The organism is Candidatus Thiopontia autotrophica (assembly GCF_982804495.1).
In genome coordinates this window covers 6,120-29,906 of record NZ_CEYDPX010000003.1, presented here as the reverse complement: position 1 = coordinate 29,906, position 23,787 = coordinate 6,120, and the positions used below count along the sequence as shown (strand labels likewise).

27 protein-coding genes are annotated in these 23,787 nt (G+C 48.0%); 21 read left to right on the top strand and 6 right to left on the bottom strand.

All coding sequences use genetic code 11. From position 1 onward, the window contains the following. The first annotated feature begins 99 nt into the window (after positions 1-99). The 15 genes from AC3ZFK_RS02050 to der all read left to right on the top strand — a co-directional run bounded on the left by AC3ZFK_RS02050 (position 100) and on the right by der (position 13,465). The gene (locus AC3ZFK_RS02050) at positions 100-1,338 is read left to right on the top strand and encodes an IscS subfamily cysteine desulfurase (protein ID WP_487506152.1); all 1,239 of its coding nucleotides are present in this window, start codon (positions 100-102) and stop codon (positions 1,336-1,338) included. 29 nt (positions 1,339-1,367) lie between these two features. Beyond that, positions 1,368-1,691 (top strand): iron-sulfur cluster assembly protein IscA, encoded by a 324-nt coding sequence (iscA, locus tag AC3ZFK_RS02045; RefSeq protein ID WP_487506153.1) that lies wholly within the window; start codon positions 1,368-1,370, stop codon positions 1,689-1,691. 5 nt (positions 1,692-1,696) lie between these two features. Next, positions 1,697-2,218, top strand: a complete 522-nt coding sequence (gene hscB / locus AC3ZFK_RS02040) for a Fe-S protein assembly co-chaperone HscB (RefSeq protein WP_487506154.1) — start codon at positions 1,697-1,699, stop codon at positions 2,216-2,218. A gap of 9 nt (positions 2,219-2,227) precedes the next feature. After that, the gene (gene hscA / locus AC3ZFK_RS02035) at positions 2,228-4,102 is read left to right on the top strand and encodes a Fe-S protein assembly chaperone HscA (RefSeq protein ID WP_487506155.1); all 1,875 of its coding nucleotides are present in this window, start codon (positions 2,228-2,230) and stop codon (positions 4,100-4,102) included. Further along, positions 4,099-4,437, top strand: coding sequence for an ISC system 2Fe-2S type ferredoxin (gene fdx / locus AC3ZFK_RS02030; protein WP_487506156.1), 339 nt, complete (start codon positions 4,099-4,101; stop codon positions 4,435-4,437). Before hscA ends, fdx begins: the two co-directional genes overlap by 4 nt. Before the next feature lie 110 nt (positions 4,438-4,547). After that, positions 4,548-4,748, top strand: a complete 201-nt coding sequence (iscX, locus tag AC3ZFK_RS02025) for a Fe-S cluster assembly protein IscX (protein WP_487506157.1) — start codon at positions 4,548-4,550, stop codon at positions 4,746-4,748. Between the two features lie 89 nt (positions 4,749-4,837). After that, positions 4,838-5,266 carry a nucleoside-diphosphate kinase gene (ndk, locus tag AC3ZFK_RS02020; RefSeq protein ID WP_487506158.1) on the top strand — a complete coding sequence of 143 codons (429 nt, stop codon included), beginning with the start codon at positions 4,838-4,840 and terminating at the stop codon, positions 5,264-5,266. Beyond that, positions 5,250-6,341, top strand: coding sequence for a dual-specificity RNA methyltransferase RlmN (gene rlmN / locus AC3ZFK_RS02015; RefSeq protein ID WP_487506159.1), 1,092 nt, complete (start codon positions 5,250-5,252; stop codon positions 6,339-6,341). Before ndk ends, rlmN begins: the two co-directional genes overlap by 17 nt. A gap of 95 nt (positions 6,342-6,436) precedes the next feature. Beyond that, on the top strand, positions 6,437-6,907 hold the full coding sequence (locus AC3ZFK_RS02010; RefSeq protein ID WP_487506160.1) for a tetratricopeptide repeat protein: 471 nt from the start codon (positions 6,437-6,439) through the stop codon (positions 6,905-6,907). Beyond that, a complete protein-coding gene (locus AC3ZFK_RS02005) occupies positions 6,904-7,767 on the top strand; it encodes a helix-turn-helix domain-containing protein (protein WP_487506161.1) in 864 nt (287 codons plus the stop codon). The genes AC3ZFK_RS02010 and AC3ZFK_RS02005 overlap by 4 nt, the downstream gene beginning before the upstream one ends. Then, positions 7,764-8,840, top strand: a complete 1,077-nt coding sequence (ispG, locus tag AC3ZFK_RS02000) for a flavodoxin-dependent (E)-4-hydroxy-3-methylbut-2-enyl-diphosphate synthase (protein WP_487506162.1) — start codon at positions 7,764-7,766, stop codon at positions 8,838-8,840. The genes AC3ZFK_RS02005 and ispG overlap by 4 nt, the downstream gene beginning before the upstream one ends. A 14-nt stretch (positions 8,841-8,854) precedes the next feature. After that, on the top strand, positions 8,855-10,123 hold the full coding sequence (gene hisS / locus AC3ZFK_RS01995; protein ID WP_487506163.1) for a histidine--tRNA ligase: 1,269 nt from the start codon (positions 8,855-8,857) through the stop codon (positions 10,121-10,123). Positions 10,124-10,190: 67 nt separating this feature from the next. Continuing rightward, positions 10,191-10,820: a YfgM family protein gene (locus AC3ZFK_RS01990; RefSeq protein ID WP_487506164.1), complete on the top strand. Its 630-nt coding sequence runs from the start codon at positions 10,191-10,193 to the stop codon at positions 10,818-10,820. Further along, positions 10,820-12,004: an outer membrane protein assembly factor BamB gene (gene bamB, locus AC3ZFK_RS01985; protein ID WP_487506165.1), complete on the top strand. Its 1,185-nt coding sequence runs from the start codon at positions 10,820-10,822 to the stop codon at positions 12,002-12,004. The genes AC3ZFK_RS01990 and bamB overlap by 1 nt, the downstream gene beginning before the upstream one ends. A 12-nt stretch (positions 12,005-12,016) precedes the next feature. Continuing rightward, positions 12,017-13,465 carry a ribosome biogenesis GTPase Der gene (gene der / locus AC3ZFK_RS01980; RefSeq protein WP_487506166.1) on the top strand — a complete coding sequence of 483 codons (1,449 nt, stop codon included), beginning with the start codon at positions 12,017-12,019 and terminating at the stop codon, positions 13,463-13,465. On the opposite strand, the gene epmB is transcribed toward der, so the two are convergent. Beyond that, positions 13,462-14,475, bottom strand: a complete 1,014-nt coding sequence (gene epmB, locus AC3ZFK_RS01975) for an EF-P beta-lysylation protein EpmB (RefSeq protein ID WP_487506167.1) — start codon at positions 14,473-14,475, stop codon at positions 13,462-13,464. The genes der and epmB overlap by 4 nt on opposite strands. Positions 14,476-14,511: 36 nt before the next feature. On the opposite strand from epmB, the gene efp reads away from it, so the two are divergent. Continuing rightward, a complete protein-coding gene (gene efp, locus AC3ZFK_RS01970; protein WP_487506168.1) occupies positions 14,512-15,081 on the top strand; it encodes an elongation factor P in 570 nt (189 codons plus the stop codon). Further along, a complete protein-coding gene (gene epmA / locus AC3ZFK_RS01965) occupies positions 15,059-16,021 on the top strand; it encodes an EF-P lysine aminoacylase EpmA (RefSeq protein WP_489433717.1) in 963 nt (320 codons plus the stop codon). The genes efp and epmA overlap by 23 nt, the downstream gene beginning before the upstream one ends. Here the strand turns inward: epmA and asd are convergent. Beyond that, positions 16,009-16,899 (bottom strand): archaetidylserine decarboxylase, encoded by an 891-nt coding sequence (gene asd, locus AC3ZFK_RS01960; protein WP_487506170.1) that lies wholly within the window; start codon positions 16,897-16,899, stop codon positions 16,009-16,011. The two genes, epmA and asd, sit on opposite strands and share 13 nt — an antisense overlap. Then, a complete protein-coding gene (locus AC3ZFK_RS01955) occupies positions 16,896-18,263 on the bottom strand; it encodes a transglycosylase SLT domain-containing protein (RefSeq protein WP_487506171.1) in 1,368 nt (455 codons plus the stop codon). Before AC3ZFK_RS01955 ends, asd begins: the two co-directional genes overlap by 4 nt. A 205-nt stretch (positions 18,264-18,468) precedes the next feature. On the opposite strand from AC3ZFK_RS01955, the gene AC3ZFK_RS01950 reads away from it, so the two are divergent. Genes AC3ZFK_RS01950 through dnaQ form a run of 3 tightly spaced genes read left to right on the top strand, consistent with a single transcriptional unit; the run spans position 18,469 to position 20,220 of the window. Then, positions 18,469-19,119, top strand: coding sequence for a class I SAM-dependent methyltransferase (locus AC3ZFK_RS01950; RefSeq protein ID WP_487506172.1), 651 nt, complete (start codon positions 18,469-18,471; stop codon positions 19,117-19,119). After that, a complete protein-coding gene (gene rnhA, locus AC3ZFK_RS01945; protein WP_487506173.1) occupies positions 19,112-19,546 on the top strand; it encodes a ribonuclease HI in 435 nt (144 codons plus the stop codon). Before AC3ZFK_RS01950 ends, rnhA begins: the two co-directional genes overlap by 8 nt. Next, on the top strand, positions 19,543-20,220 hold the full coding sequence (gene dnaQ / locus AC3ZFK_RS01940) for a DNA polymerase III subunit epsilon (RefSeq protein WP_487506174.1): 678 nt from the start codon (positions 19,543-19,545) through the stop codon (positions 20,218-20,220). Before rnhA ends, dnaQ begins: the two co-directional genes overlap by 4 nt. Before the next feature lie 11 nt (positions 20,221-20,231). Here the strand turns inward: dnaQ and AC3ZFK_RS01935 are convergent, their stop codons facing one another. Next, a complete protein-coding gene (locus AC3ZFK_RS01935; protein ID WP_487506175.1) occupies positions 20,232-20,810 on the bottom strand; it encodes a hypothetical protein in 579 nt (192 codons plus the stop codon). 170 nt (positions 20,811-20,980) lie between these two features. On the opposite strand from AC3ZFK_RS01935, the gene gltA reads away from it, so the two are divergent. Further along, positions 20,981-22,243 carry a citrate synthase gene (gene gltA, locus AC3ZFK_RS01930; RefSeq protein ID WP_487506186.1) on the top strand — a complete coding sequence of 421 codons (1,263 nt, stop codon included), beginning with the start codon at positions 20,981-20,983 and terminating at the stop codon, positions 22,241-22,243. 45 nt (positions 22,244-22,288) lie between these two features. On the opposite strand, the gene AC3ZFK_RS01925 is transcribed toward gltA, so the two are convergent. Together AC3ZFK_RS01925 and AC3ZFK_RS01920 are read right to left on the bottom strand one after the other, a co-directional pair. Then, on the bottom strand, positions 22,289-22,615 hold the full coding sequence (locus AC3ZFK_RS01925; protein WP_487506176.1) for an HU family DNA-binding protein: 327 nt from the start codon (positions 22,613-22,615) through the stop codon (positions 22,289-22,291). A gap of 264 nt (positions 22,616-22,879) precedes the next feature. Next, complete coding sequence (locus tag AC3ZFK_RS01920; protein WP_487541340.1) at positions 22,880-23,722, bottom strand: esterase/lipase family protein; 843 nt, start codon at positions 23,720-23,722, stop codon at positions 22,880-22,882. Positions 23,723-23,787 lie beyond the last annotated feature (65 nt).

Here is a 23,787-nt window from a genome sequence, read left to right as displayed (position 1 = left end):
TGGTACAATATCAGCAATCAACGAAAGAGAAGTATGGCTCTTGTGAAGAGCATGGTGGGAGCTTGCTTCTTGATATGGAAATTTACGAGTAGATAAATGATGACACAATCAAATAACCAATCCAGCAGTCGCCCCATATATCTGGATAACTCAGCAACTACCCCGGTTGATCCGCGTGTTGCTGAGGTGATGGTGCAGTACCTTACAGCTGATACCAAGTTTGGTAACCCGGCCTCCAAATCTCATGTCTATGGGTGGGAGGCAGAGGATGCGGTCGAGAGCGCTAGAGAGGATGTTGCTCAACTGATTGGGGCAGATCCCAAAGAGATTATCTGGACATCGGGCGCTACAGAATCGGATAACCTTGCCATCAAGGGGATTGCCCACTTTTATCACAAGAAGGGTAAACATATTGTCACCAGCTCAATTGAGCATAAAGCGGTTCTTGATAGCTGTCGCCAACTGGAGCGTGAGGGTTATGAGATTACCTATCTGCAGCCGGAGTCTGACGGACTTATAGATATATCCAGGCTGGAGGCAGCTCTGCGTGATGACACAATTCTGGTCTCCATTATGCACGTTAATAACGAGATTGGGGTGGTGCAGGACCTGGAGGCAATTGGAAAGTTAACGCGCGAACGCAAAATTTTCTTCCATTCAGATGCGGCACAGAGTGCTGGCAAGGTGGAGATTGATGTAAACAGAATGAATATTGACCTGATGTCATTCTCGGCACATAAGGTTTATGGCCCCAAGGGTGTTGGTGCTCTCTATGTTAGACGCAAGCCGCGTGTAAGGCTGGAGGCACAGATGCATGGCGGTGGTCATGAGCGTGGCATGCGCTCCGGAACGCTTGCTGTACATCAGATTGCAGGAATGGGCGAGGCCTTCCGTATCGCAAAAGAGGAGATGGCAGAGGAGTCAGTTCGTCTGGAGGCTCTGCGTGACCGTTTCCTTGATGGCATCAAGGAGATGGAAGAGGTCTATGTCAACGGAGATCTCAAGAACCGTGTTCCTGGAAACATAAATGTCAGTTTCAATTTTGTAGAGGGTGAATCATTGATGATGGCACTAAACAGGCTGGCAGTATCCTCCGGATCTGCCTGTACCTCAGCCAGCCTTGAACCATCTTATGTGCTGCGCGCAATCGGGAGAAATGATGAGTTGGCGCATAGCTCTATCCGTTTTACCTTCGGCCGTTTTACTACCGAGGATGAGGTTGATGAAGCAGTCTCTCTGGCTGTTCATCATGTAAATAAACTGCGCGAGCTATCACCATTATGGGATATGTACAAGGATGGTATCGACCTTAGTACAGTACAGTGGGCGGCACACTGAATACACTCCACAGAGACTAGGAATTAGAGATGGCAATTACAATGACATCTGCAGCAGCAGAACGGGTTAAGAGTTTTCTGGATAATCGTGGCCAGGGTGTTGGCCTGCGCCTTGGAGTAAAAACATCTGGATGTTCCGGTATGGCCTATGTGCTCGAGTTTGTCGATGAGGTTGAGGATGATGACCAGATATTTGAGCTGGATGGTGTCAAGATAATCGTTGACCCAAAGAGTATGGTATATCTGGATGGTACAGAGCTGGATTACGGGAAAGAGGGGCTGAACGAGGGCTTTCAGTTCAATAACCCTAATGTAAAAAACAGCTGTGGGTGTGGTGAGAGCTTTAATGTTTGAGCCTTATGGATCTTACAACCAACTACTTCGAACTGTTTGGGATTCCTGTCAGCTACTCAGTTGACAAGGGAAGGCTTGCGGAAAGTTATCGTGAGCTACAACAGTTGTTTCATCCTGATCGCTTTGCCAGCTCTTCAGCACAAGAGCGCAGACTTTCGCTGCAGATGGCCTCGAGGATCAATGAAGGAAACCGTGTGTTACGCGACCCGATTGAGCGGGCACGTTATCTCTTGGAGCTGAATGAAGTCGATCTGGGTACAGATGGAGAGACTCTTCGTGACAACCAGTTTCTGCTGGAGCAGATGGAGCTGCGTGAGGAGCTGGATGAGATCCAGCACGGCAGTGATCCAGGGAGTGCTCTTGACCGCTTTGTAATGCAGATGGATGAGCGCATCAGAGAACAGGGTGAACAATTTACCCGGCAATGGGAGAGCTCGCATGAAGAGGCACGTCAAACTATCCAGAGAATGCAATTCTTCAGCCGTCTCTACCATCAGGCAGAAACCATGCTGGATGATTTAATTTAAGAGGTCTCCATGGCACTGTTACAGATTTCCGAACCTGGACAATCGTCCGCACCACATCAGCATCATCTTGCAGCAGGGATTGATTTGGGCACAACCAATTCATTGGTTGCCTCTGTGCGTAGTGGATCTGCCGAAACCCTGCCAGATGATAATGGAGAGCATATGCTTCCATCTGTAGTTAGATATCATGCAGGGTCGAAAGCCCCAACCGTTGGATATTTAGCGCGTGAATCTGCTGTAGATGACCCAATTAATACACTAGTGTCAATCAAGCGCATCATGGGCAAGAGTGTTGAAGAGCTTAAAGACGTATCAAGGCAGTATCCATACTCGTTTATTGAGACCCAATCATCAGTCCCAAGAATCAAGACAGCTGCAGGTGCGGTTAGCCCTATTGAGGTTTCGGCAGAGATCCTCTCTGTTCTCAACAGACGTGCAGAAAGTACTCTGGGTAGTGATCTGGAGGGGGTTGTTATTACAGTTCCTGCATACTTTGATGATGCGCAGCGTCAGGCAACCAAGGATGCTGCAAAATTGGCAGGATTGAATGTGTTGCGCCTGCTTAACGAGCCAACTGCAGCAGCAGTTGCATATGGCCTGGATTCACAGCCAGAGGGGATCCATGCCGTTTATGATTTTGGTGGAGGCACCTTTGATATCTCAATTCTGCGCCTGACCCGTGGGGTTTTTGAGGTGCTCTCAACTGGTGGTGATGCGGTGTTGGGCGGAGATGACATGGATCATCTGGTTGCGGAGTGGATGAGTAGAGAGGCAGGAGATGAGACCTTGTCTCTTCAGTATCTGTTGACAGAGGCCCGCAATGCAAAGGAGGCATTGACCAAATCTGAAGAGGTTGAATTGACTCTGCAACATGGTAATTCAGCGGTGTGGCAGGGGGTGCTTACAAGAGAGCAATTTGATGAGCTGGTTGCGCCAGTTGTTAAGAAGACCATGAGAATTGTGCGACGCGCAATACGTGATGCCGGTGTAGAGAGAGATGAGATTAACGAGATAGTGTTGGTTGGAGGTTCTACAAGAGTTCCTCTGGTTAGAAAAGAGATGGAGACGTTTTTTGAGCAGACTCCACTGCAGGGAATCGATCCCGAACGTGTGGTAGCTCTAGGTGCCGCCATTCAGGCTGATATTCTGGTTGGCAACAAAAAGGATGGTGAGCTGTTGCTGCTTGATGTGACACCACTCTCTCTTGGTCTGGAGATTATGGGTGGAATGACAGAGGTGGTAATCCCCAGAAATACCACAATACCGGTTGCCAGAGCGCAGGAGTTCACCACTTTCAAGGATGGACAGACAGCAATGTCGATCCATGTTGTTCAGGGTGAGCGTGAGATGGTTGAGGATAACCGTTCGTTGGCCCGTTTTGAGTTGAGAGGCATTCCACCAATGGTGGCTGGGGCGGCCAGGATACGGGTAACTTTTCAGGTTGATGCAGACGGCTTGCTCTCTGTCTCTGCACGAGAAGAGAATAGCGGGGTGGAGGCGGAGATTGAGGTAAAACCATCCTATGGACTAAGCGATGGTGAAGTAGAAGGTATGCTAAAGGATTCTTACCGTTTTGCCGAGGCTGACCGTGATATGAGAATGTTGCGAGAGCAACAGGTGGAAGCTGACAGAACCATTGTCGCATTAGAGGCAGCACTCCAGCAGGATGGTGACTCCTTATTGAGTGGTGATGAGAGGGCCCGACTTGAAGAGTTGATTGCCAGACTGCGTGAAATCTCCTTGGGTGACAATAGAGATGAGATAGAAAAGGCCATTGAGAAAACCAATAGAGAGAGCGAATTTTATGCGGCTCGAAGAATGGATCGCTCAGTTCATGATGCCTTATCTGGAAAAAGTGTGGATGAGATAGGAGAGGGGAAATGACGCAGATAATTGTATTGCCACACGAAGAGCTCTGTCCTGAGGGGGCTGTTATTGAGGCGGAGATTGGAACAACCATACTTGATGCGCTGTTGGAGAATGATGTAGAGCTTGAACATGCTTGTGAAAAAAGCTGTGCCTGTACCACCTGTCACTGTTACGTTCGAGAGGGTGGGGACTCTCTGAATGAGAATGAGGAGGCTGAGGATGATATGCTTGACAAGGCTTGGGGGCTTGACCTTGATTCCAGGTTGAGTTGTCAGGCGGTGGTTGCAGATGAGGATCTGGTGGTTGAGATACCTAAATATACTATTAACATGGTTTCTGAAAACAATTAAGTAGTCGTCTCCAGGTAATCAGCCCGCCTCGTGCCTCGGTTACTTCGTCTCCTGCCTGCGCGGGGATGACCTGATAAGAGCTTCCTGAGCTATTAAATGAGAGTTTTAAGATGAATTTAAGATGGACAGATGTACATGATATTGCCATTGAATTGGATGAGGCCTATCCGGATATGGATCCGATGACGATTAACTTCGTTGATCTGCACCGTTTTGTGTTGGAGCTGGAAGGGTTTTCCGACAACCCTGACCATGGTGGGGAAAAAGTGCTGGAGGCGATTCAGATGTCGTGGATCGAAGAGCGTGATTAGTGGTAAAATCTGCGCTCGGATTTTGAGCTGAATTTTTATGACTGAGGCCCGCATTGATGCGGGTCGATTTTTTATGGAGAAAAGAACCCATGGCGATTGAACGCACTTTTTCGATTATCAAACCAGATGCTGTAGCCAAGAATGTAATTGGCAAGATCTATTCCCGTTTTGAGTCTAACGGTCTGCGTATCGTTGCCTCGAAAATGGTGCATATGACCAAAGAGCAGGCTGGTGGCTTCTATGCTGTGCACAAGGAGCGTCCTTTCTACAATGACCTGGTTGAGTTCATGACTTCTGGCCCTGTAATGGTTCAGGTTCTGGAGGGGGAGGGTGCGATCACCAAGAATCGTGAGATTATGGGGGCTACCAATCCACAGGAGGCGGCTGAAGGCACTATCCGTGCAGACTTTGCCGATACCCTGGACGAGAATGCCGTACATGGTTCCGATGCTCCTGAGACTGCAGCACAGGAGATCGAATATTTCTTCCCAGAGGGAGTCTGTGAACGCACCCGTTAATTTACTGGGGTTAAACCGTACACAACTGGAGGCCTTCTTTGCCGAGCATGGTGAGAAGGCCTTTCGTGCTTCTCAGGTGCTGAAATGGATCCATCAGCAGGGGGTTGCAGATTTTGCTCAAATGACAAATCTGAGCAAAACTCTGCGTGAGAAGCTAACGGATATATCTGTTGTTCAGATTCCAGAGGTTATTGCCGACCGCATCTCTACTGATGGTACTCGCAAGTGGCTACTTGAACTGGAGGACGGGAATTCGGTAGAGACCGTTTTCATCCCGGAGAAGGGGCGTGGTACCTTGTGCATCTCTTCTCAGGTTGGGTGCTCACTTAACTGTACATTCTGTAATACAGCACAACATGGTTACAGCCGTAACCTCTCTTCTGCAGAGATTATTGCGCAACTGTGGGTGGCAGACAGGCTGCTAGGGCGTGAGGGCCCAGGGTCACATCAGCGAGTTATCACCAATGTAGTGTTGATGGGAATGGGGGAGCCGTTGCTGAATTTCGACTCCGTGGTCTCCGCCATGGAGTTGATGAAGGAGGATTTCGCCTATGGACTCTCTCGCAGAAGAATAACCCTTAGCACCTCTGGAGTGGTTCCAATGATGGATCGTCTCAAGGAGACGTGTCATGTCAGTCTTGCAGTCTCGCTCCATGCTACAAATAATAAGCTGAGGGATCAACTTGTCCCCATCAACCGGAAATATCCGTTAGAGGAGTTGATGGATGCATGTAGACGTTATGTCGATGGTTCTCCGAGAAGTCGGGTTACTATCGAGTATATTTTGTTGGGCGGCATTAATGACAGTAGAGAGGATGCAGCGGCACTGGTTTCGCTGTTACGTACAGTGCCTTCCAAGGTTAATCTGATCCCATACAATCCATATCCTGGTGGGCAGTATGAACGTCCATCATCAGAGGCTATTGACAGGTTCCGTTCTGTTCTGATTCAGGCTGGCATTACAACAGTCACCAGAAAAACCAGAGGGGAGGATATTGAGGCGGCATGTGGCCAGTTGGCTGGACAGTTCAAGGATCGAACCAGAAGGTCTGATAATCCTGAACTCCACAGTTGACCGCTACAAATTGTCGCAAGCTAATGACATTAAATATAAATAACAGTATGTGGTTGTTCGCTCCCATCAAGCTTTTTCAGAGGTTCCTCAGGATAATGCAGGCTAAAGTATCTCTGGTTTTGAGGCTGGTTTTTGTCATAATGGTAGCGACTGTTTTATCTTCTTGTGCAACAACCATAAAATCCCAAAAAAAGTCGGCAAAGGTGGCACAATTACAGCTGGAATTGGGGGTTGCTTATATGGAGCAGGGGTATATGGATATGGCTCTGGTTAACCTGGAAAAGGCGCAATCAATCAAGCCGGATGATCCTGAGATACAGTATGCATTGGCACTGTTGTATCTGAAAAAGGGGAGTGAGGAGAGAGCCGAACAGCACTTTATGCGGGCAATGAGAGAGGACAAGCCATATCCGGAGGCACAGAATGGATATGGTGTGTTGCTGTGTCGTCAGGGGCGTCACCGGGAGGCGGCCATCTACTTCGGTATGGCGATCAATAATCCTGACTACAAAACCCCGGATGTTGCTACCAGGAATAGTGAAATTTGTGGAGATGAGATGAAATGAGCGAGAAAAACAAAAATGGTGTGGTTGATCAGGGTGAGTTGTTCGAGAAGCCATTGGGGGAGCGCCTGCGTGAGGCCAGATTGGAGCAGGGGGTCGAGCTGGCTGATGTTTCTCACCAGCTCAAGGTGGAAGAGTCGGTTCTTGTGGCCATTGAAGAGGGAAGAAAGCCACCAAGAGCTCTTCCAGATGTATTTTTCAAAGGATTTATCAGAAACTATGCGCGTTACCTAAAGGTTGAGACAGGTGCAAAAGAGACAAGTGTTAATGTCTCCTCACTAGGTACCACCCCCCCCAGAGAGATTGGCGGAGATAAAGCCGAGAGACCATCTTTTGATCTCGCCTCCAGGCTGGGATCAATTGTTGAGTCGGCAGGTAATTGGGGCAGAAGTTTTGTAAAAGATCCGGTTAATGAAGTAAAAGAGAATCCATTGCCACCCGTTGTCATACTATTGTCATTGGTTCTGGTTTTCTGGCTGTTGTCAGGAGGTGATCCCGCGGATGAGCAGCCTGTAGTGGTTGAATCGGTATCGACAGAAAATATTGAGAGCGGTGGTCCGGAGGCAACGGAAACAGAGGCCGCCAAACCTGTGAAACCAACCAAACCAGCTGTTAATGATGGAGTTGTGACTATTCAGTATATAGATAGTGCATGGACCAGAATTACCGACGGTCTTGGACGGGTATTGGTAAAGAGAAGTCTGGATGCAGGCACTATCAAGGATTTCAAGGGGCCACTGCCTTTGAAGGTTGATTTGGGAGCCAGCAGGGTTGATATTAAATTCAATGGCAAGCCATTCGATTTTCTTAACTACATCAATGATGATGGTACAGTCCAGTTTGTTCTGGAGAGCAATGAGTGACATCGCTCTCTCCTGTGTCACGTAGAGTCTCTCGCAAGATCCACGTGGGTGGAGTTGCGGTTGGTGGTGATGCCCCAATCTCTGTACAGAGCATGACCAACACCAATACATTAGATGTGGAGTCAACGGTTGCCCAGATAGAGGCGTTACAACAGGTGGGGGCTGATATTGTAAGAGTCTCTGTGCCGGATATGGATGCGGCTGAGGCTTTTGGAGTAATAAAACAGAGGGTATCAGTTCCTCTGGTTGCAGATATCCACTTTGATCACAAGATTGCATTGCGTGTTGCTGAACTTGGGGTGGACTGTCTGAGGATTAATCCAGGCAATATAGGCAAGGAGGAGAGGGTACGAGAGGTGGTTGCCTCTGCACGTGATCATGATATTCCGATTCGAATCGGTGTTAATGCCGGTTCCCTGGAAAAAGATCTGCAGAAAAAGTATCGGGAGCCAACTCCGGAGGCAATGGTGGAGTCTGCGTTTCGTCATATAGAGTACCTTGATAAGCTCGATTTCCAGGACTTCAAGATAAGTCTGAAGGCCTCGGATGTTTTTATGACTGTGTCAGCATACCGATTGCTGGCAGATCAGATTACACAACCGCTCCACCTCGGAATTACAGAAGCGGGTGGTTTGCGTAGTGGGGCAGTCAAGTCCTCGATAGGGCTTGGATTACTGCTGTCCGAGGGTATTGGAGACACAATTAGGGTCTCCCTGGCGGCGGATCCGGTTGAAGAGATAAAGGTAGGTTTTGATATTTTGAAGAGCCTTCATCTGCGTAGCAAAGGGGTAAACCTTATTGCCTGCCCATCATGTTCACGGCAAAATTTTGATGTCATTGATACTGTAAACAGGCTGGAGGAGCGTCTGGAGGATGTGATTGAGCCGATCAATGTGGCAGTAATAGGATGTGTAGTTAATGGGCCCGGTGAGGCCAAAGAGGTACAGGTTGCAGTAACCGGAGGTGATCCAAATCTGATCTACCTGAATGGTATTCCTGACCATAAGGCTGGTAACGAGGAGCTGGTTGATGTGTTGGAGCGTCAAATCCGGGAACAACTTGGTAACAATTAGGTGAGTAGTAACCGATGAGCAATAAAATACAGTCTATTCGAGGGATGAACGATCTGTTGCCCGAGAACTCTCCACTTTGGCAGTTTGTAGAAGGGGTGATGCGTAGTACGCTAAAAGAGTATGGCTACCAGGAGATTCGTATGCCAATTGTTGAAAAGACGGAACTTTTCAAGCGTTCAATTGGTGAGGTTACTGATATTGTGGAAAAGGAGATGTACACTTTTGAAGATCGCAATGGTGACAGCCTTACCTTGAGGCCTGAAGGAACTGCAGGGTGTGTACGTGCGGTAATAGAGAATAGTCTGCTCAGGGGGCAGGCACAGCGTCTCTGGTATATGGGCCCAATGTTTCGTCATGAACGCCCTCAGCGTGGACGTTATCGTCAGTTTCATCAGATGGGGGTAGAGGTATTTGGCCTTGAAGGGCCAGATGTGGATGCTGAACTGATCGCGATCTCAGCACGAATCTGGCAACAGTTGGGGATAGATAGCGTAACCTTGCAGGTCAACTCATTGGGGTCCGCACACTCCCGTGAGCGCTACAGGAATATCCTGGTTGAATACTTCAAAGGGCATCAGGATAAACTTGATAAAGATAGTCTGCGCAGGCTGGAGAGTAATCCACTGCGTATTCTAGATAGTAAAAATCCGGAAATGCAGAGTGTTATTGAACAGGCTCCGGTACTTGAGGATTCTCTGGACGAGGAGGATCTTCTCCATTTTGAACAACTAAAAACAACACTGGACAGCATGAATATCGGTTATGAGGTTAATCCACGGCTGGTGCGAGGGTTGGATTATTACGGTAGAACAGTTTTTGAGTGGGTTACAGACCTACTTGGTGCTCAGGGGACAATCTGTGCAGGTGGTCGTTATGATGGGTTGGTGGAACAGATTGGAGGCAAGGCAACAACAGCAGTAGGCTTTGCGATAGGTCTGGAGCGTCTGGTTGAGTTGATGAGGGAGCAGTCACTATCTTTTGGCGAAGAGAAACCGCATGCATATCTGGTCCTGGCCGGGGAGCAGGCAACATCAGTCGGGCTGGGTGTTGCAGAGATGATCAGAAGTGCAGTCCCGGGTTTGAGATTGATAACCAACCTTGGTGGAGGAAGTTTCAAGACCCAGTTTAAGCGCGCAGATCGATCTGGTGCTCGTCTCGCACTGGTTATTGGTGATGATGAGGCAGCTAGCGGAATGGTCACAATTAAGGATCTGCATGGCAAAAGTGAGCAACAAACAGTTTCAGTAGATGATGTGGCAAACATATTGTCACGTTATAATTAGGTGCCAGTGTGGTTTTCGTGAAAACGGAAATTCAGAGTAGGCGATAGATGAGATAGAGAGGATAGAGATGGAATTCAATACAGCGGACCAGGAAGAGATTGAGGTTCTGAAAAAGTGGTGGAAGGAGAACGGAACTTCTACGGTTGCCGGAGTTGTTATCGGCCTCGCCTTGTTGTTTGGTTGGCAGGGGTATAGTGGGTATGTAGATAGTCAGGGGATGGCGGCATCACAATATTTTGAGCAGATGCAGAGCGCACTTATTCAAAAAGAGAGCGAGCAGGCAGAGAGTTTTGGTAACCAGTTGATGGATCAATATCCAGGAACAATTTATGCGGCTAATGGTGCATTGGGGCTGGCTGCACTGCAGGTTGAGAGAGGAGACGGTGCTGCGGCAAGAGTTCACTTTCAGTGGGTATTGGAAAATAGTAATTTTGAATCTCCGCGTCAGTTGGCTCAGCTTGGAATGGCCAGGTTGTACCTTGCTGAGGGTGATGTAGAGAGCGCACTGAAGCGACTCTCTGATGAGGAGCATGGTATTTATGCGTCTCACTTTAGCGAGATTAAAGGTGATGCATTGAGTCGTAAGGGAGATCACGTAGCTGCTCAGAGTGCTTATGTTGAGGCAATTCAATTGGCAGATTCTACAGATCAGCGTCGAGCACTTCTTGAGATGAAGCTCTCCGAGGTGACTCAGTAATGCAGCTTCGCTGGATCAGATGGTTATCCCTGTTTCTGGCTGGTGTTGTACTGGCGGGATGCTCAACAATCAACTCAGTAGGAGACAAGGTTGGTGGGTGGATAGGTGATGACGATCCCGACGCCCCGGCATCTCTGGAAGATATTGTTGAAAAGGTGAATCCGAAAATCTCCTGGAACAAATCTATGGGGTCTGGAACCGATGGATTGTGGGTAGATCTAAAGCACAAGATATCTGGAGAGATGGTTTATGCGGCGTCTGTCGATGGTACAGTCAGCGCAGTAAAGCTGTCATCTGGTAGCACTGTGTGGGAGCGGGAGCTTGATGAGGTGGTTATGACCGGAGTGGCCACAGGAGAAGGTAATGTTTATGTTGGAACCGAGTCAGGTAATCTGGTTGCTCTGGATAGAATTGGTGGTCAAGATCGGTGGTCCATTTCGCTGTTAAGCGAGATCCTCTCCCCTCCAGCGGTCGCTGCCGGTGTTGTTGTGGTTCGTACTGTGGATGGAAAACTGGTCGGAGTTAATGCAGAAGATGGTCTGGAGATATGGCGATACCAGCGTGAGGTACCAGTTCTCACTCTGAGAGGAACCAGCTCTCCAGTAATAGTTGGTGACATAGTGTATGCCGGTCTTGATGGAGGTGAGGTGGTTGCACTTGGTTTGCAGGACGGGCGTGAACTCTGGGTCAAGAGTGTTACCTCTCCAAGGGGGCGTACGGAAATTGAACGCATGGTCGATATTGATGCAGACCCAGCTGTTGCTGATGGGGTTGTATATGTAATTAGTTACCAAGGGGATCTTGCTGCTATAAATGGGGAGCAGGGTGATCTGGTCTGGAAGAGAAAGCTGAGTGGAGTGACTGCTCCGACAGTTTATGGGCCGTACCTGTTTCTCTCTGATGCAGAAGGAAATGTATGGGCGTTTGATCGCAAGGATGGGAGCGCACTGTGGAAACAGGATGGATTGAAGAATCGCAACCTGACATCTCCTCTGGTCTCTGGAACAAATCTTGTGGTTGGTGATGCTGAGGGTTATCTGCACTGGATCTCTGGTGAAGACGGCCATTTTGCAGGCAGAGTAAAGACCGATTCTGACGGGGTCTCCGCTACACCGCTCCCATTTCGGAATCAGGTTATCAGTTACGGCAATGGCGGAAAGCTCTCTGCAGTAACTCAGGACTAGAGGCTAGCTTAAATGTCTGACTGTCCGCAGGATGAGGAAGTATCCGTTCGCACCTCAATTCCGGTTATTGCTCTGGTGGGGCGCCCTAACGTTGGTAAATCTACCCTTTTCAACCGCTTGACAGGAACCCGTGATGCGCTGGTGGCCGATCTTCCAGGATTGACTCGGGACCGCCAATACGGGATTGCTCTCATTGATGGAGATGATGGCCAGTCTCGTCGTTATATGGTGGTTGATACCGGTGGCCTGAGTGATGATCCAGAAGGGATAGAGTCTCTGATGGAGGACCAGGTATGGATTGCTGTAGAGGAGGCAGATGCAGTTCTCTTTTTAGTGGATGGTCGTGGTGGGCTGACAGCTGCTGATGAGGCAATTGGTCGTCAACTGCGTCAGTTGGGAAAGCCGGTCCACCTGGTTGTGAACAAGACAGAAGGGCTGGATGAGAATATTGCTGGAGCAGAATTTCATGCGCTGGCGCTAGGTCAGCCTTACGCAATATCTGCAGCACATAACCATCGTATATTCAGTCTGGTAGAGAATGTTCTTAAACCATTTTCTCATACTGTAGATAGTGATCAGGAGGATCAGTCAAACATCAGAGTTGCTGTTGTGGGGCGTCCAAATGTTGGTAAATCAACCTTGATAAACCGTTTAATAGGTGAGGATAGATTGCTCGCATATGATATGCCGGGTACAACCAGGGATAGTATTGAAGTTCCGTTTGAAGAGGATGGGAAAGAGTATCTTTTGATCGATACGGCTGGAGTCAGAAGGCGCGGCAAGATTCATGAAGCTATCGAGAAGTTCAGCGTCATTAAGGCCTTTCAGGCTATTGAACGTTCCAATGTTGTCATTATGGTAATGGATGCCAGAGAGGGAATGACAGATCAGGATGCCACTCTGCTGGGTATGATTATCGATTCAGGCCGCGCCCTGGTTATTGCATTCAATAAATGGGATGGCATGGATCCATCAGATCGTGAGCGCAACAGGGATGAGCTGGAGCGTCGTCTTCACTTCCTGGATTATGCAACCATCCACACCATCTCCGCGCTACATGGTAGTGGAATCAGGGATCTTTTTGATAGTGTAAATGATGCCTATCGCTCAGCCACGCAAGAGATGAAGACTCCAGAGTTGACCAGAATACTTGAACAGAGCGTTACCGCACATCCGCCACCGCTGGTTCATGGTCATCGCATAAAGATGCGTTATGCTCATCAGGGCGGGCAGAATCCTCCAAGGATAGTGATTCATGGAAATCAGCTGAGTTCTGTTCCCAATGCATACCGTCGTTATCTGATGAATCAGTTTCGCAAGGCATTCAGGCTTGATGGCACCCCGGTTCGGCTTGAGTTCAGAACCTCAAGCAACCCTTATGCGGGAAGGAAAAACAAGCTTACTGATCGTCAGGTTCGTAAACGTCAACGATTGAAGGATTTCACCAAAAAAAGACGTTAAACGGGGGTTTTTCTGGGCTCTCCCTCAATCTCACGTACAAGTTTGGGTACAAGATAGCCAGGAAGAAGGCTGCCAAGTTCTTCCAGGAGAAGAGATGCGGTACTCTCCGGAACCTCGAAATGGTGACTACCCTGAACACGATCCAACATGTGCAGGTAGTATGGAAGAACCCCACACTCGAATAGTCTGTGGCTTAGTGATTCAAGTGTCGATACCCGATCATTCACCCCCTTGAGCAGCACGGACTGATTCAATAGAGTGACTCTTGAATCACCAATGGCTCTCAATGATGATTCAACATCCCTGTCCAGTTCATTTGGATGGTTGCTATGGATGACCATGACCACCTTTAGTCTCGTCTCCTTGAGTAACGTGAGCAGGGAGCTGTCAATCCTGCTCGGTAGAATGACTGCCATTCTGCTGTGGATTCTGAGGGTCTGCAGGTGAGGAATCGTCTCCAGTTTTGATATTAGTTTCTTAAGCCGGTTGTTGCTGAGCATAAGAGGATCTCCTCCGCTCAGGATAACCTCATGGATGGTATGGTCTGACCTTATCTGGTCAATGGCATCCATGGCGTTTGAGGCAGACAGCGTATGGTCTCGATATGGGTAGTGACGACGAAAGCAGTAGCGACAGTGGATGCCGCAGGCTGAGGTTGTAATAAGCAGAACCCTGCCATGGTATTTCTGTAAAACCCCGTTGCCACATATTGCTCCACTATCACCAACCGGGTCGGTTCCGTATCCATCCACAATATCCAGCTCATCGACTGAGGGCATTATCTGTTTAAGTAGTGGATCGTCAGAGTTGCCCTTCTCTATGCGGTGTATATAGCTTGTAGTTGCCCTTATGGGGAACTGCTGTTCTCCATCTGCAACTGTTGAAAAGTTGTCTGTTGATAGTTCGAGCATCTCTACAAGCTCTTTTTTTGTGCGCAGTGATTGAGCGATCTCCTCCTGCCACGAAGAGGTTGAATCGGACTGCACAATAACTTGGGAAGCGGGTATCATAGTCGGCTATTTTCCAATAATTACAGGTTTGATGCTATGGCAACAGTAAGTACAAGTGAATTCAGGAATGGGCTCAAGGTTATGATTGATGGGGCACCATGCTCCATTATTGAGAACGAGATTGTAAAACCTGGGAAGGGACAGGCATTTAATCGGGTAAAACTGAAATCACTTATTGCCGGAAAGGTATTGGAGCGTACCTTTAAGTCAGGAGAGTCCCTGGAGCGTGCTGATGTACATGAGGAGGAGTATCAGTACTCATACACAGATGGGGATCTGTTCTATTTTATGCATCCTGATAGTTTTGAACAGATTGCAGCAGACCATGCAGCTATGGGTGATACTGAAAAGTGGTTGAAGGGGCAGGAGATGTGTCTGGTTACATTGTGGAACGGCAACCCCATCTCCATTACTCCTCCAAATTTTGTGGAGTTGCAGATTACCGAGACAGATCCTGGTCTGCGCGGAGATACATCAGGTGGTGGTGGCAAACCAGCCACATTGGAGAGTGGTGCTGTAGTAAGGGTTCCACTATTTGTTGCAGAGAATGAGGTGATCAGAGTTGATACAAGAACTGGGGAGTATGTCGCTCGTGTCAAAGAGTGATGATGATAATTCTGTAGGGTTGCTGCGAGAGCGTGCAACCTTTATTGGTGCAATACGCACATTTTTCTCCGAGCGTAATGTGCTGGAGGTAGAGACCCCGATCCTCTCTACTGCTGCGACAACGGATCCACATATTGACTCCTTCTCTACCGAGACAGCAATAGGGATACCGCTATACCTTCAGGCCTCACCCGAGCTATTCATGAAGAGGTTGTTGTCTGCAGGGACAGGTCCGATATTTCAATTGGCTCCAGTGTTTCGATCGGAAGAGGCAAGCCCGCATCATAACCCAGAGTTTATGATGCTTGAGTGGTATCGACCTGACTTCACCATGGAGCAGTTGATGGATGAGGTAGAAGAGCTGGTGAGCAACTTTGTTGATCTACCCTCCATTGAGCGGTTTACTGTTGCAGAGGCATTTCATCAGGTGGTGGGAATTGATGATCTTCTCTCTACAACAGCAGAACAACTTAAGGATGTAGCTGTTGCAATGGGGTTGCCATCAGCTGGAGAGATGGATCTGGAGTGGGACGGCTGGATTGACTACTTTCTTGTTCTGGCAGTAATCCCGCGCCTTTCGCATGCCGCTTTTTTCCTTACGCACTATCCATCATCACAGGCTGCTTTGGCACGAATAAGTCCGGATGACCCAAGGGTGGCAGAACGTTTTGAGTTAATGCTGAATGGCATAGAGATTGCGAATGGTTTCCGTGAGTTGACAGATGCGGCAGAGCAGCGCAAACGTTTTGAGAGAGAACTTGGGATGCGTGCTGAGGATGGCATGGATATAGTGCCAATAGATATGAAATTTCTTGCGGCCATGGAGGATGGGTTGCCGGAGTGTTCTGGGGTTGCTGTGGGAGTCGAGCGCCTAATGATGGTATCAATGGGAAAAGAGCATATAAGTGAGGTAATGCCATTTCCTTATCAATCAGTCTGATCAAACCCTCCTATACTCTCTCCCATCTTTAGGGGGAGACCGCTTTGGAATTCGTCTGCAAAATTGATGGCCTCTTTTCCAAAGAGAAGAATAACTGTGGATCCCATATTGAAGCGTCCCATCTCTTCACCTTTTTTCAGGGTTATGGATTCTGCGCCATCCCCATCATATTTCCATGTATGAACAAATTTCGTTCCCGGTGGGGTAATCTCTCCAGCCCATACAGTTTCAATGCTTCCTACAAAGAGTGCACCAACCAATACCATCGCCATTGGTCCCGCAGCCGTATCAAATAGAGTGGCTACCCGTTCGTTTCTGGCAAACAGGCCCGGTACGGTACGAGTAGATGGGTTATTCACCGGGTAGAGGCGACCAGGGATATAGATCATCTCCCGTAGAGTGCCATCTGTTGGCATATGAATACGGTGGTAGTTTCTAGGGGAGAGGTAGATGGTAGAGAATTTTCCATCCATGAACGGTGTCGCACGTTCCGAGATGCCTCCAAGCAAGGTTGTAAGGTTGAAACTGTGTCCCTTTGCCTGAAATATGGCCTGCTGGCAGATCTCCCCCTGCTGACTGACAGTTCCATCCACAGGGCTGATTAGTGTTGTTGCGTCCCCGGAAAATGGTCTGGATGTTGGATTGAGCTCCCTGGTAAAAAACGAGTTGAATGAGCGGTAGCTTTTTATCTCAGGGTTGGCAGCGATGGACAGATCAATCTTGTAGAGATTGCAGGCGAGTCGAATCAGTGTTTGTGATAGTAGCCGGTTTTCTGATCTGGTAATTGCATGAACAATACGTGAAAGCAGATGGTGAGGAAGAGCTGCCACTATTAGCAGGAAGAGGGTATCTGTCAGTTTCTGTAGCAGCTTGTTCATGGTCTGGTTGGTGAGGTCTCGGTAACATTGATTGTTATGGCAAGCACTGTTCCTGCTTTGAGGATGTCGCCATCATTGATGCCATTCTGTCGCATCAGCTCCTTTGTGGATATATAAAACTGTTCTGCAATCTCACTCAAGGTATCATCTGGTTTGACTTTATAGGTGATGGTTTGGGTGGCCATTTTGGCAATAAAGTATGGCTGTTCTGATGGGTGTTTGGATATGTCGTCCATCAGTTTTCTGGTGGATGGGTCCATTGGTGAAGGGATAAAAAGAGCATCTCCAGTAAGTATGGTGTGGCCATCAATCTTGTTGCGTTGCTGAATGGCGATAATATTTGAATTGTACTGTTCGGCAATCTCACTCAGTGACTCCCCGGCAGCCACAATGTGCCGATCCCATTTTGTGAACATCTTGCGATCTATCTTTTGGAGGTTGTCGTTGAATAGAACGGCATTAGTGTGTGGAAGGAGTAATTGGTGAGGACCATTAGGTGGTGTTGCCCATCTGTTGAGTCCTGCATTGAGTTGATAGATATCCTGCTGCGGGAGTTCCGCAAGTTTTGCAGCAAGCGAGATGTCAATCTGCTGTTTTGTCTCTACAGCGATGGTTAGAGGATGGTCTGGTATTGCTGGCAATGTATATCCATACTTGTCAGACTCTTCTATGAAACGAGCCAGTGCCAATAGACGTGGAACATACCCCCTGGTCTCTCTGGGTAGTTTTAGTTCCCAGAAATCAACGTGGGTATTGGCAACTTGTCCTCTCTCCTTGTTATAGGCGCGCATCGCCTTGCGAACATTTCCGGCACCAGTATTGTATGCCGCTAGTGCCAGTAGCCAGTCTCCATTAAACTCTCTGGCCATATCCTGCAGAAAGTAGAAGGCAGCTTCTGTGGACTCCAGCGGAGAGCGCCTCTCGTCAATCCACCAGTTCTGTTTGAGGCCGTAGCTCTTGCCGGTTGATGGAATAAATTGCCAAAGACCAGAGGCATTTCCCGGTGAGTATGCATAAACCCGGAATGCACTCTCTATTGCCGGTAACAGTACAAGCTCCAGCGGGAGTTTTCTCTTCTTTGCTCTCTTTACAATATGATAGAGATACGGAGTGGCCCGGTTCAGTACCCTGGTCAGATATTCCGGATTATTCTTGAACCAGAGAATATGCTGAATCAGGCGTGGATCCTTTCTCTCTTTCAGAGTAAAGCCACTACGCACCTCATCCCACAGTGAGCTGCTTGATGGTGCAGCAGAGGCGCTGTTGAGTGTGGAGAAGAGAGATAGAAGCACAAACAGGATAAGGGGTAGTGAGATTATCCCTCTACCAATAATGCGCTGTTTTTCCTTTATGAACTGTGTCATGGCTCTGGTATTATATCCAAAGCTTAGAGCACCTCTGAAAAAGATTAATGGGATGGGGGGTTGGGGGAAGGGCTCTACAGGTGTTATTGTAACATACTGAACCATAACCCTTCCCCCATAGGATAACTTGTGCGGGAGATCTGATTGGGTCACGAAGTGATTTAATCAGAGCTTCCTTATACAGATCAGATTCCATATATTTGCCTTGAGAAGATTAAATTCCAGTCATCAGTTTGAGCAGTGGTTTACCTCTGAGGCAGGCAATTTTTTGCTGCAACAAGAGAGGGAGTGGAATAGGGATGCATTAACGAATGTATATGGAATGCATCTGATGCAGTTGGGGGTGGCAAAGGAGAATTTTGCAAGGCAAGCGAAAGAGGTTCACCACTCTTTTGTAATGGCGACAGCCATCTACGAGGAGCAGAGCTGGGCTGTTGTGGAGGGTGAAAGTGAGGCGTTGCCAATTGCAACAGAGTCACTTACTGCCGTCATCCTGCCCCATGTTCTGGAGTATTCTGCCAATCCGCATCAGGTATTGCGTGAGGTAACCAGAGTGCTTGACGAAGATGGAGAGCTCCTGATTTATGGGTTCTCACCATGGAGTATTCAGGGGTTGCTTGGTATTGGTAAAGAGACAACCTGCCTCTCCAGAAGAAAGATCATGGATTGGTTGGCTCTTTTGGGGTATGAGGTGAGAGAGCAACGGATATTGCCGATTTTGACCCTCTCATGGCGAAGGTCAAGATTAAATACAGGGGCCTACCAGCTAGTGGCCAAGAGAAGGGTTACCCCATTAAGCAGAATTCATTCACGGTGGAGACAACGTGCCACAGTGGCATCAAGAAATTATGGTTGAGATATTTACAGATGGTGGCTGTAGAGGAAACCCTGGAGTTGGAGGGTGGGGAGCTCTTCTGCGTTACGGTGAGGTGGAAAAGGAGCTGTGGGGTGGAGAATCCAATACCACCAATAATCGTATGGAGCTGTCAGCCGTGATTCATGCACTGGAGGCAGTTAAACGTTCAGTTCCACTACGGATTACAACAGACTCAAAATACGTCAAAAGCGGCATCACCGAATGGATTCACAACTGGAAGAAAAATGGTTGGAAAACTGCGGCCAGGAAACCTGTAAAGAATGTTGATCTGTGGCAACAACTGGACAGTCTGGTGCAGATGCATCAGGTGGAGTGGGCCTGGGTAAAGGGGCATAGTGGCCACCGTGAAAACGAAATTGCAGATGAGCTTGCGAACAGGGGAATGGATGAGGCGAATAACTTATGAGACAGGTAGTACTGGATACGGAGACAACCGGTCTGGAGCCGTCACAGGGGCACCGTATTATCGAGATCGGTTGTATTGAGATGGTCAACCGTAGACTTACTGACAACCACTACCATCAGTATATTCAGCCGGATCGTGAGGTTGATGCAGGAGCCATGGAGGTGCACGGTATTAGCAATGAGTTCCTTGAAGACAAGCCAAGGTTTGAGAATGTAGTAAATGACTTTATTCAGTATGTGAAGGGTGCAGAGCTCATTATTCACAATGCCCCATTTGATGTCGGTTTTATAAACCATGAACTGAAGTTGTGGGATCCGTCTCATCCAGCTCTGGAAGAGATATGTACGATTACTGACAGTTTACAGATGGCACGTAAACAGTATCCAGGGCAGAAAAACAGTCTTGATGCGCTCTGCAGGCGTCTGGATATTGATAACTCGCAACGTACCTTGCATGGTGCGCTGCTGGATTCGGAGATTCTGGCCGAGGTCTATCTCTCCATGACTGGAGGGCAGACCGGGCTTGACCTTGATGGACTGGCAGAATTTGGCGGGGTGGAGCCCATTCGTCCCATCTCCAGTGATCGTCCCCACTTGCGGGTTATCAAGCCATCAGCTGATGAGCTGGCCGCACACCATGATTATCTAAAAAAGATCGGTAGTGAAATCTGGTAATGAGATTAAGACTATAGCCTGCGTTCGGAGTTTCTGGACATCTTCATTACCATCTCAAGAATCTCGCTTGCCAGGTATCCTGCAACCAGTAGCATAAAACCGAGTAGTGCCCCTGTTCCTATAATCCATGCCAGGCTGCTCTGCTCGAGCAGAGGGGCAAGAACCTTATGTAGTTCCGGTAGCAGAATCCCGGTCTGAAGCCCCATTGTCTGTAGCGCAGTGATCATGGTAACTGTCAGGGTAATGACAAATAGCAGCTCACCAGTAAGTCTTGCCAGTACGGTAACGATCTCTGATAGTGCATAACGTGGATCATAAAGAGAGCGAATCTCTGCTGCACGCAACAGCATAAGGTGAACCATCATGTATCCTGCAACAAAAAGGATAATCTGGACAATTACAGGAAGAAGTATCCCCGCTGATTGATTGTCTGCAGATAGTAGTTTCTGCCAGGTCTCAATGGCATCACCAATCAGATAGATCGTAAGTGCGATTGCGCTTAATCTGAGAAGGCTGGAGAACCCTGTCCTGAAGAAGCGTCCTTCAGTCAGTGAGCTGAGCCAGCTATAGACAAATAGAAACCTTTCCATTCTGCTTGATCCAAGAGTAAAAAAACTGTCGTAATAAATTGTGTCATTCTGATTATGGAGTAATCTACACTGTGGGGAGAGATAATGATAGAGGAGAGATATTGATGACGAACAAGAAGATATGTCTGAATCGTAATGTGGAGTCAGGAGACCATCATGATCATCATAAAATGGATGATGTGGTCGTGCTTCCGGTTATCGAAGGAAGTTACGGGCCGGATGTAATAGATGTTCAGCAGCTCTATAACGAAACCGGCATGTTCACCTATGACCCCGGTTACCTCTCTACCGCCAGTTGTCGTAGTAGCATCACCTATATTGATGGTGACAAGGGGGAGCTTTTCTATCGTGGATATGCCATTGAGGAGTTAGCAGACAACAGCAGTTATCTGGAGACCTGTTACCTGCTGCTTGATGGTGAGCTACCAACCGGACAACAGCTTGAAAAGTTTGAGAAAACTATCAAGGAGCATACGATGGTTAACGAAGCGATCAGACGCTTCTATGAAGGGATGCACTATGATGCACACCCCATGGCCATTACTCTTGGTGTAGTTGGAGCACTCTCTGCCTTTTACCATGACTCTATTGATATCAGGAACCCCAAACATCGCGAGATCTCTGCCCACAGACTGATTGCAAAGATGCCAACAATAGCAGCCTACAGTTACAAGTATTCGGTAGGGCAGCCATTCATCTATCCTGATAACAGTCTCGGATACGCTGAAAATTTCCTCCACATGATGTTTGCAACCCCTGCGGTTGACTACAAGGTGAATCCAGTTGCAGCTAAAGCTATGGATCTAATTTTCATCCTCCATGCAGATCATGAACAGAATGCCAGCACATCTACAGTACGTTTGGCTGGAAGTTCAGGCACAAATCCATTTGCCTCAATTGCAGCCGGTATCGCCTCACTCTGGGGGCCAGCCCATGGTGGTGCAAATGAGGCAGTGATCCACATGCTGGAGGAGATCGGGACAAAGTCTGCTATACCTTCTTATGTAGAGCGAGCCAAATCAAAGGATGACAAGTTCAGGCTGATGGGGTTTGGACATAGGGTGTATAAGCATTATGATCCACGAGCCCGTATCATTCGTGAAGCCTGCCATAATGTGCTGGATGAGCTTGACCAGAAGGATACCCCACTGTTTGAGGCTGCTCTGGAGCTTGAGCGCATTGCACTAGAAGATGAGTACTTTGTAGAGAGAAAGCTCTACCCTAATGTGGATTTCTATTCAGGACTTATTCTCAAGGCACTTGGGATCCCGCTTAATATGTTTACAGTTATCTTTGCCATGGCTCGTACTGCGGGCTGGATAGCACAGTGGAGTGAGATGCTGGATGATCCATCCCAGCGTATTGGACGTCCACGCCAGCTTTATAGTGGAGCTACTCCACGTCCCTACAAAAAGGTTGAAGAACGGACATAAAAAAACCCGCTACTGCGGGTTTTTTTATCAAGGTGATGCAGTACCTTACACGATATCTTTCAGCGCTTTTGCTGGAGTTATCTTGAGCGCATTATGCGCTGGCTTTGCAGCAATAGTCAGAGACTCACCAGTTTGTGGGTTACGACCTTCACGAGCCTTGGTAGCCTTCTTCTTGTAACGTTTGATAGTCATGATTCCTGGAAGAGCAAAGCGACCAGCAGAACGTGGTTTAACATGACGCTCAATGATTGTTCCCAGACTAGCCAGAACATCAGATACAGCCTTCTTGGAAAGACCAGTATCGTCTGCAATAGTAGCGATAGTTTGAGCCTTGGTGAATGCGTCTTTTACAGCAGTAGTTTTAGGTGCCATTACAGCGTTTCTCCTTCTTTCGTTTGAAAATTGTCCGGTAAATTTTCAACAGGATATTGTGATGAATCTACAGGAGCATGCATTGTGTCCTCTCCGTTATGAAAAGGGAAGTGATTTTTTCGTTATTTTAAAAAAAAACTCATCTAACCCTGTTCAATATCAGTTTACAGCGATCATGGGTGGTGAGCATCGGCAAAAACAGGGGTAGCATCAGGAGACAGCTATCAACTGCAATGAGAGTGTGAAGATAACATGATCTTCATCCTATTTTTTTGTGACTAGCCGGTTAAGTAGACCACCCAGCAGGTAACCATCATCCATGATTATACGGTGTGGTGCAAAAGTTGGAATGGCTGCCGAGCGCCCACGCAGTTTTGGTATGTTGTTCATATCCTGGCTCCAGAAAGGGACCAGCGCATCATTAACCTCTGATGGGGGTTGTCTGCGGATTATGGAGAAATAGTTGATATCAGGATGGGGCTGTTGATTTAACCAGTGCAGTAGCGTTCCAGGACGTGCCAGAGTCAAACCCTTTATCATGGGACGAGACCTTCTCAGTACCTGGTACTTGTCGTGAGCCATCAGTTTGGGTAACAGGCTTAAGGGGAATGGCAGGGTTGCAAGGTCATAGGCAAAGTTTGCGTATGGGGATCCCTGATGGGGCGAGGCAATAGTGATTAGTGAGTTGATGTTTGGCACTCTGTTTCTTACTACAACCATACGTGCGACAACTCCGCCTGCAGAGTGTCCAATCAGATATATTGGTTCATCAGGGTGGTTGTTGGATATGGTGGTCAGCATCTGTTCCAGTAGCTCGCTCTGTTGTTCAAGCGGAATCAGTGTGGGGATATCTGCAAGGTAGAGGATTCGATTGCCACGATTTTTTAGCGGTGGACGTGAAATCAGTACCCCTGTAGGACCTCCTGCCTGGGCTCTCCCGGCCCGCTCCCACCCCATCTGCTGGAGTGCATCAATGGCACCACTGCGTTCCCATGATGAGCTATTGTTGAGTAGGCCATGCAACAGGACAGCAACCTCAGCCTCTGCCGGTACACTTGCAAGTAACGACAGCCAGAGTGGCAGCAAACTGAATAGCTTTATTTTCATGGCCTGATGATTATATGTTTACTCTGTTAAGTCAATCATTTAGGAAAGCTCTAAAACGTTGACTA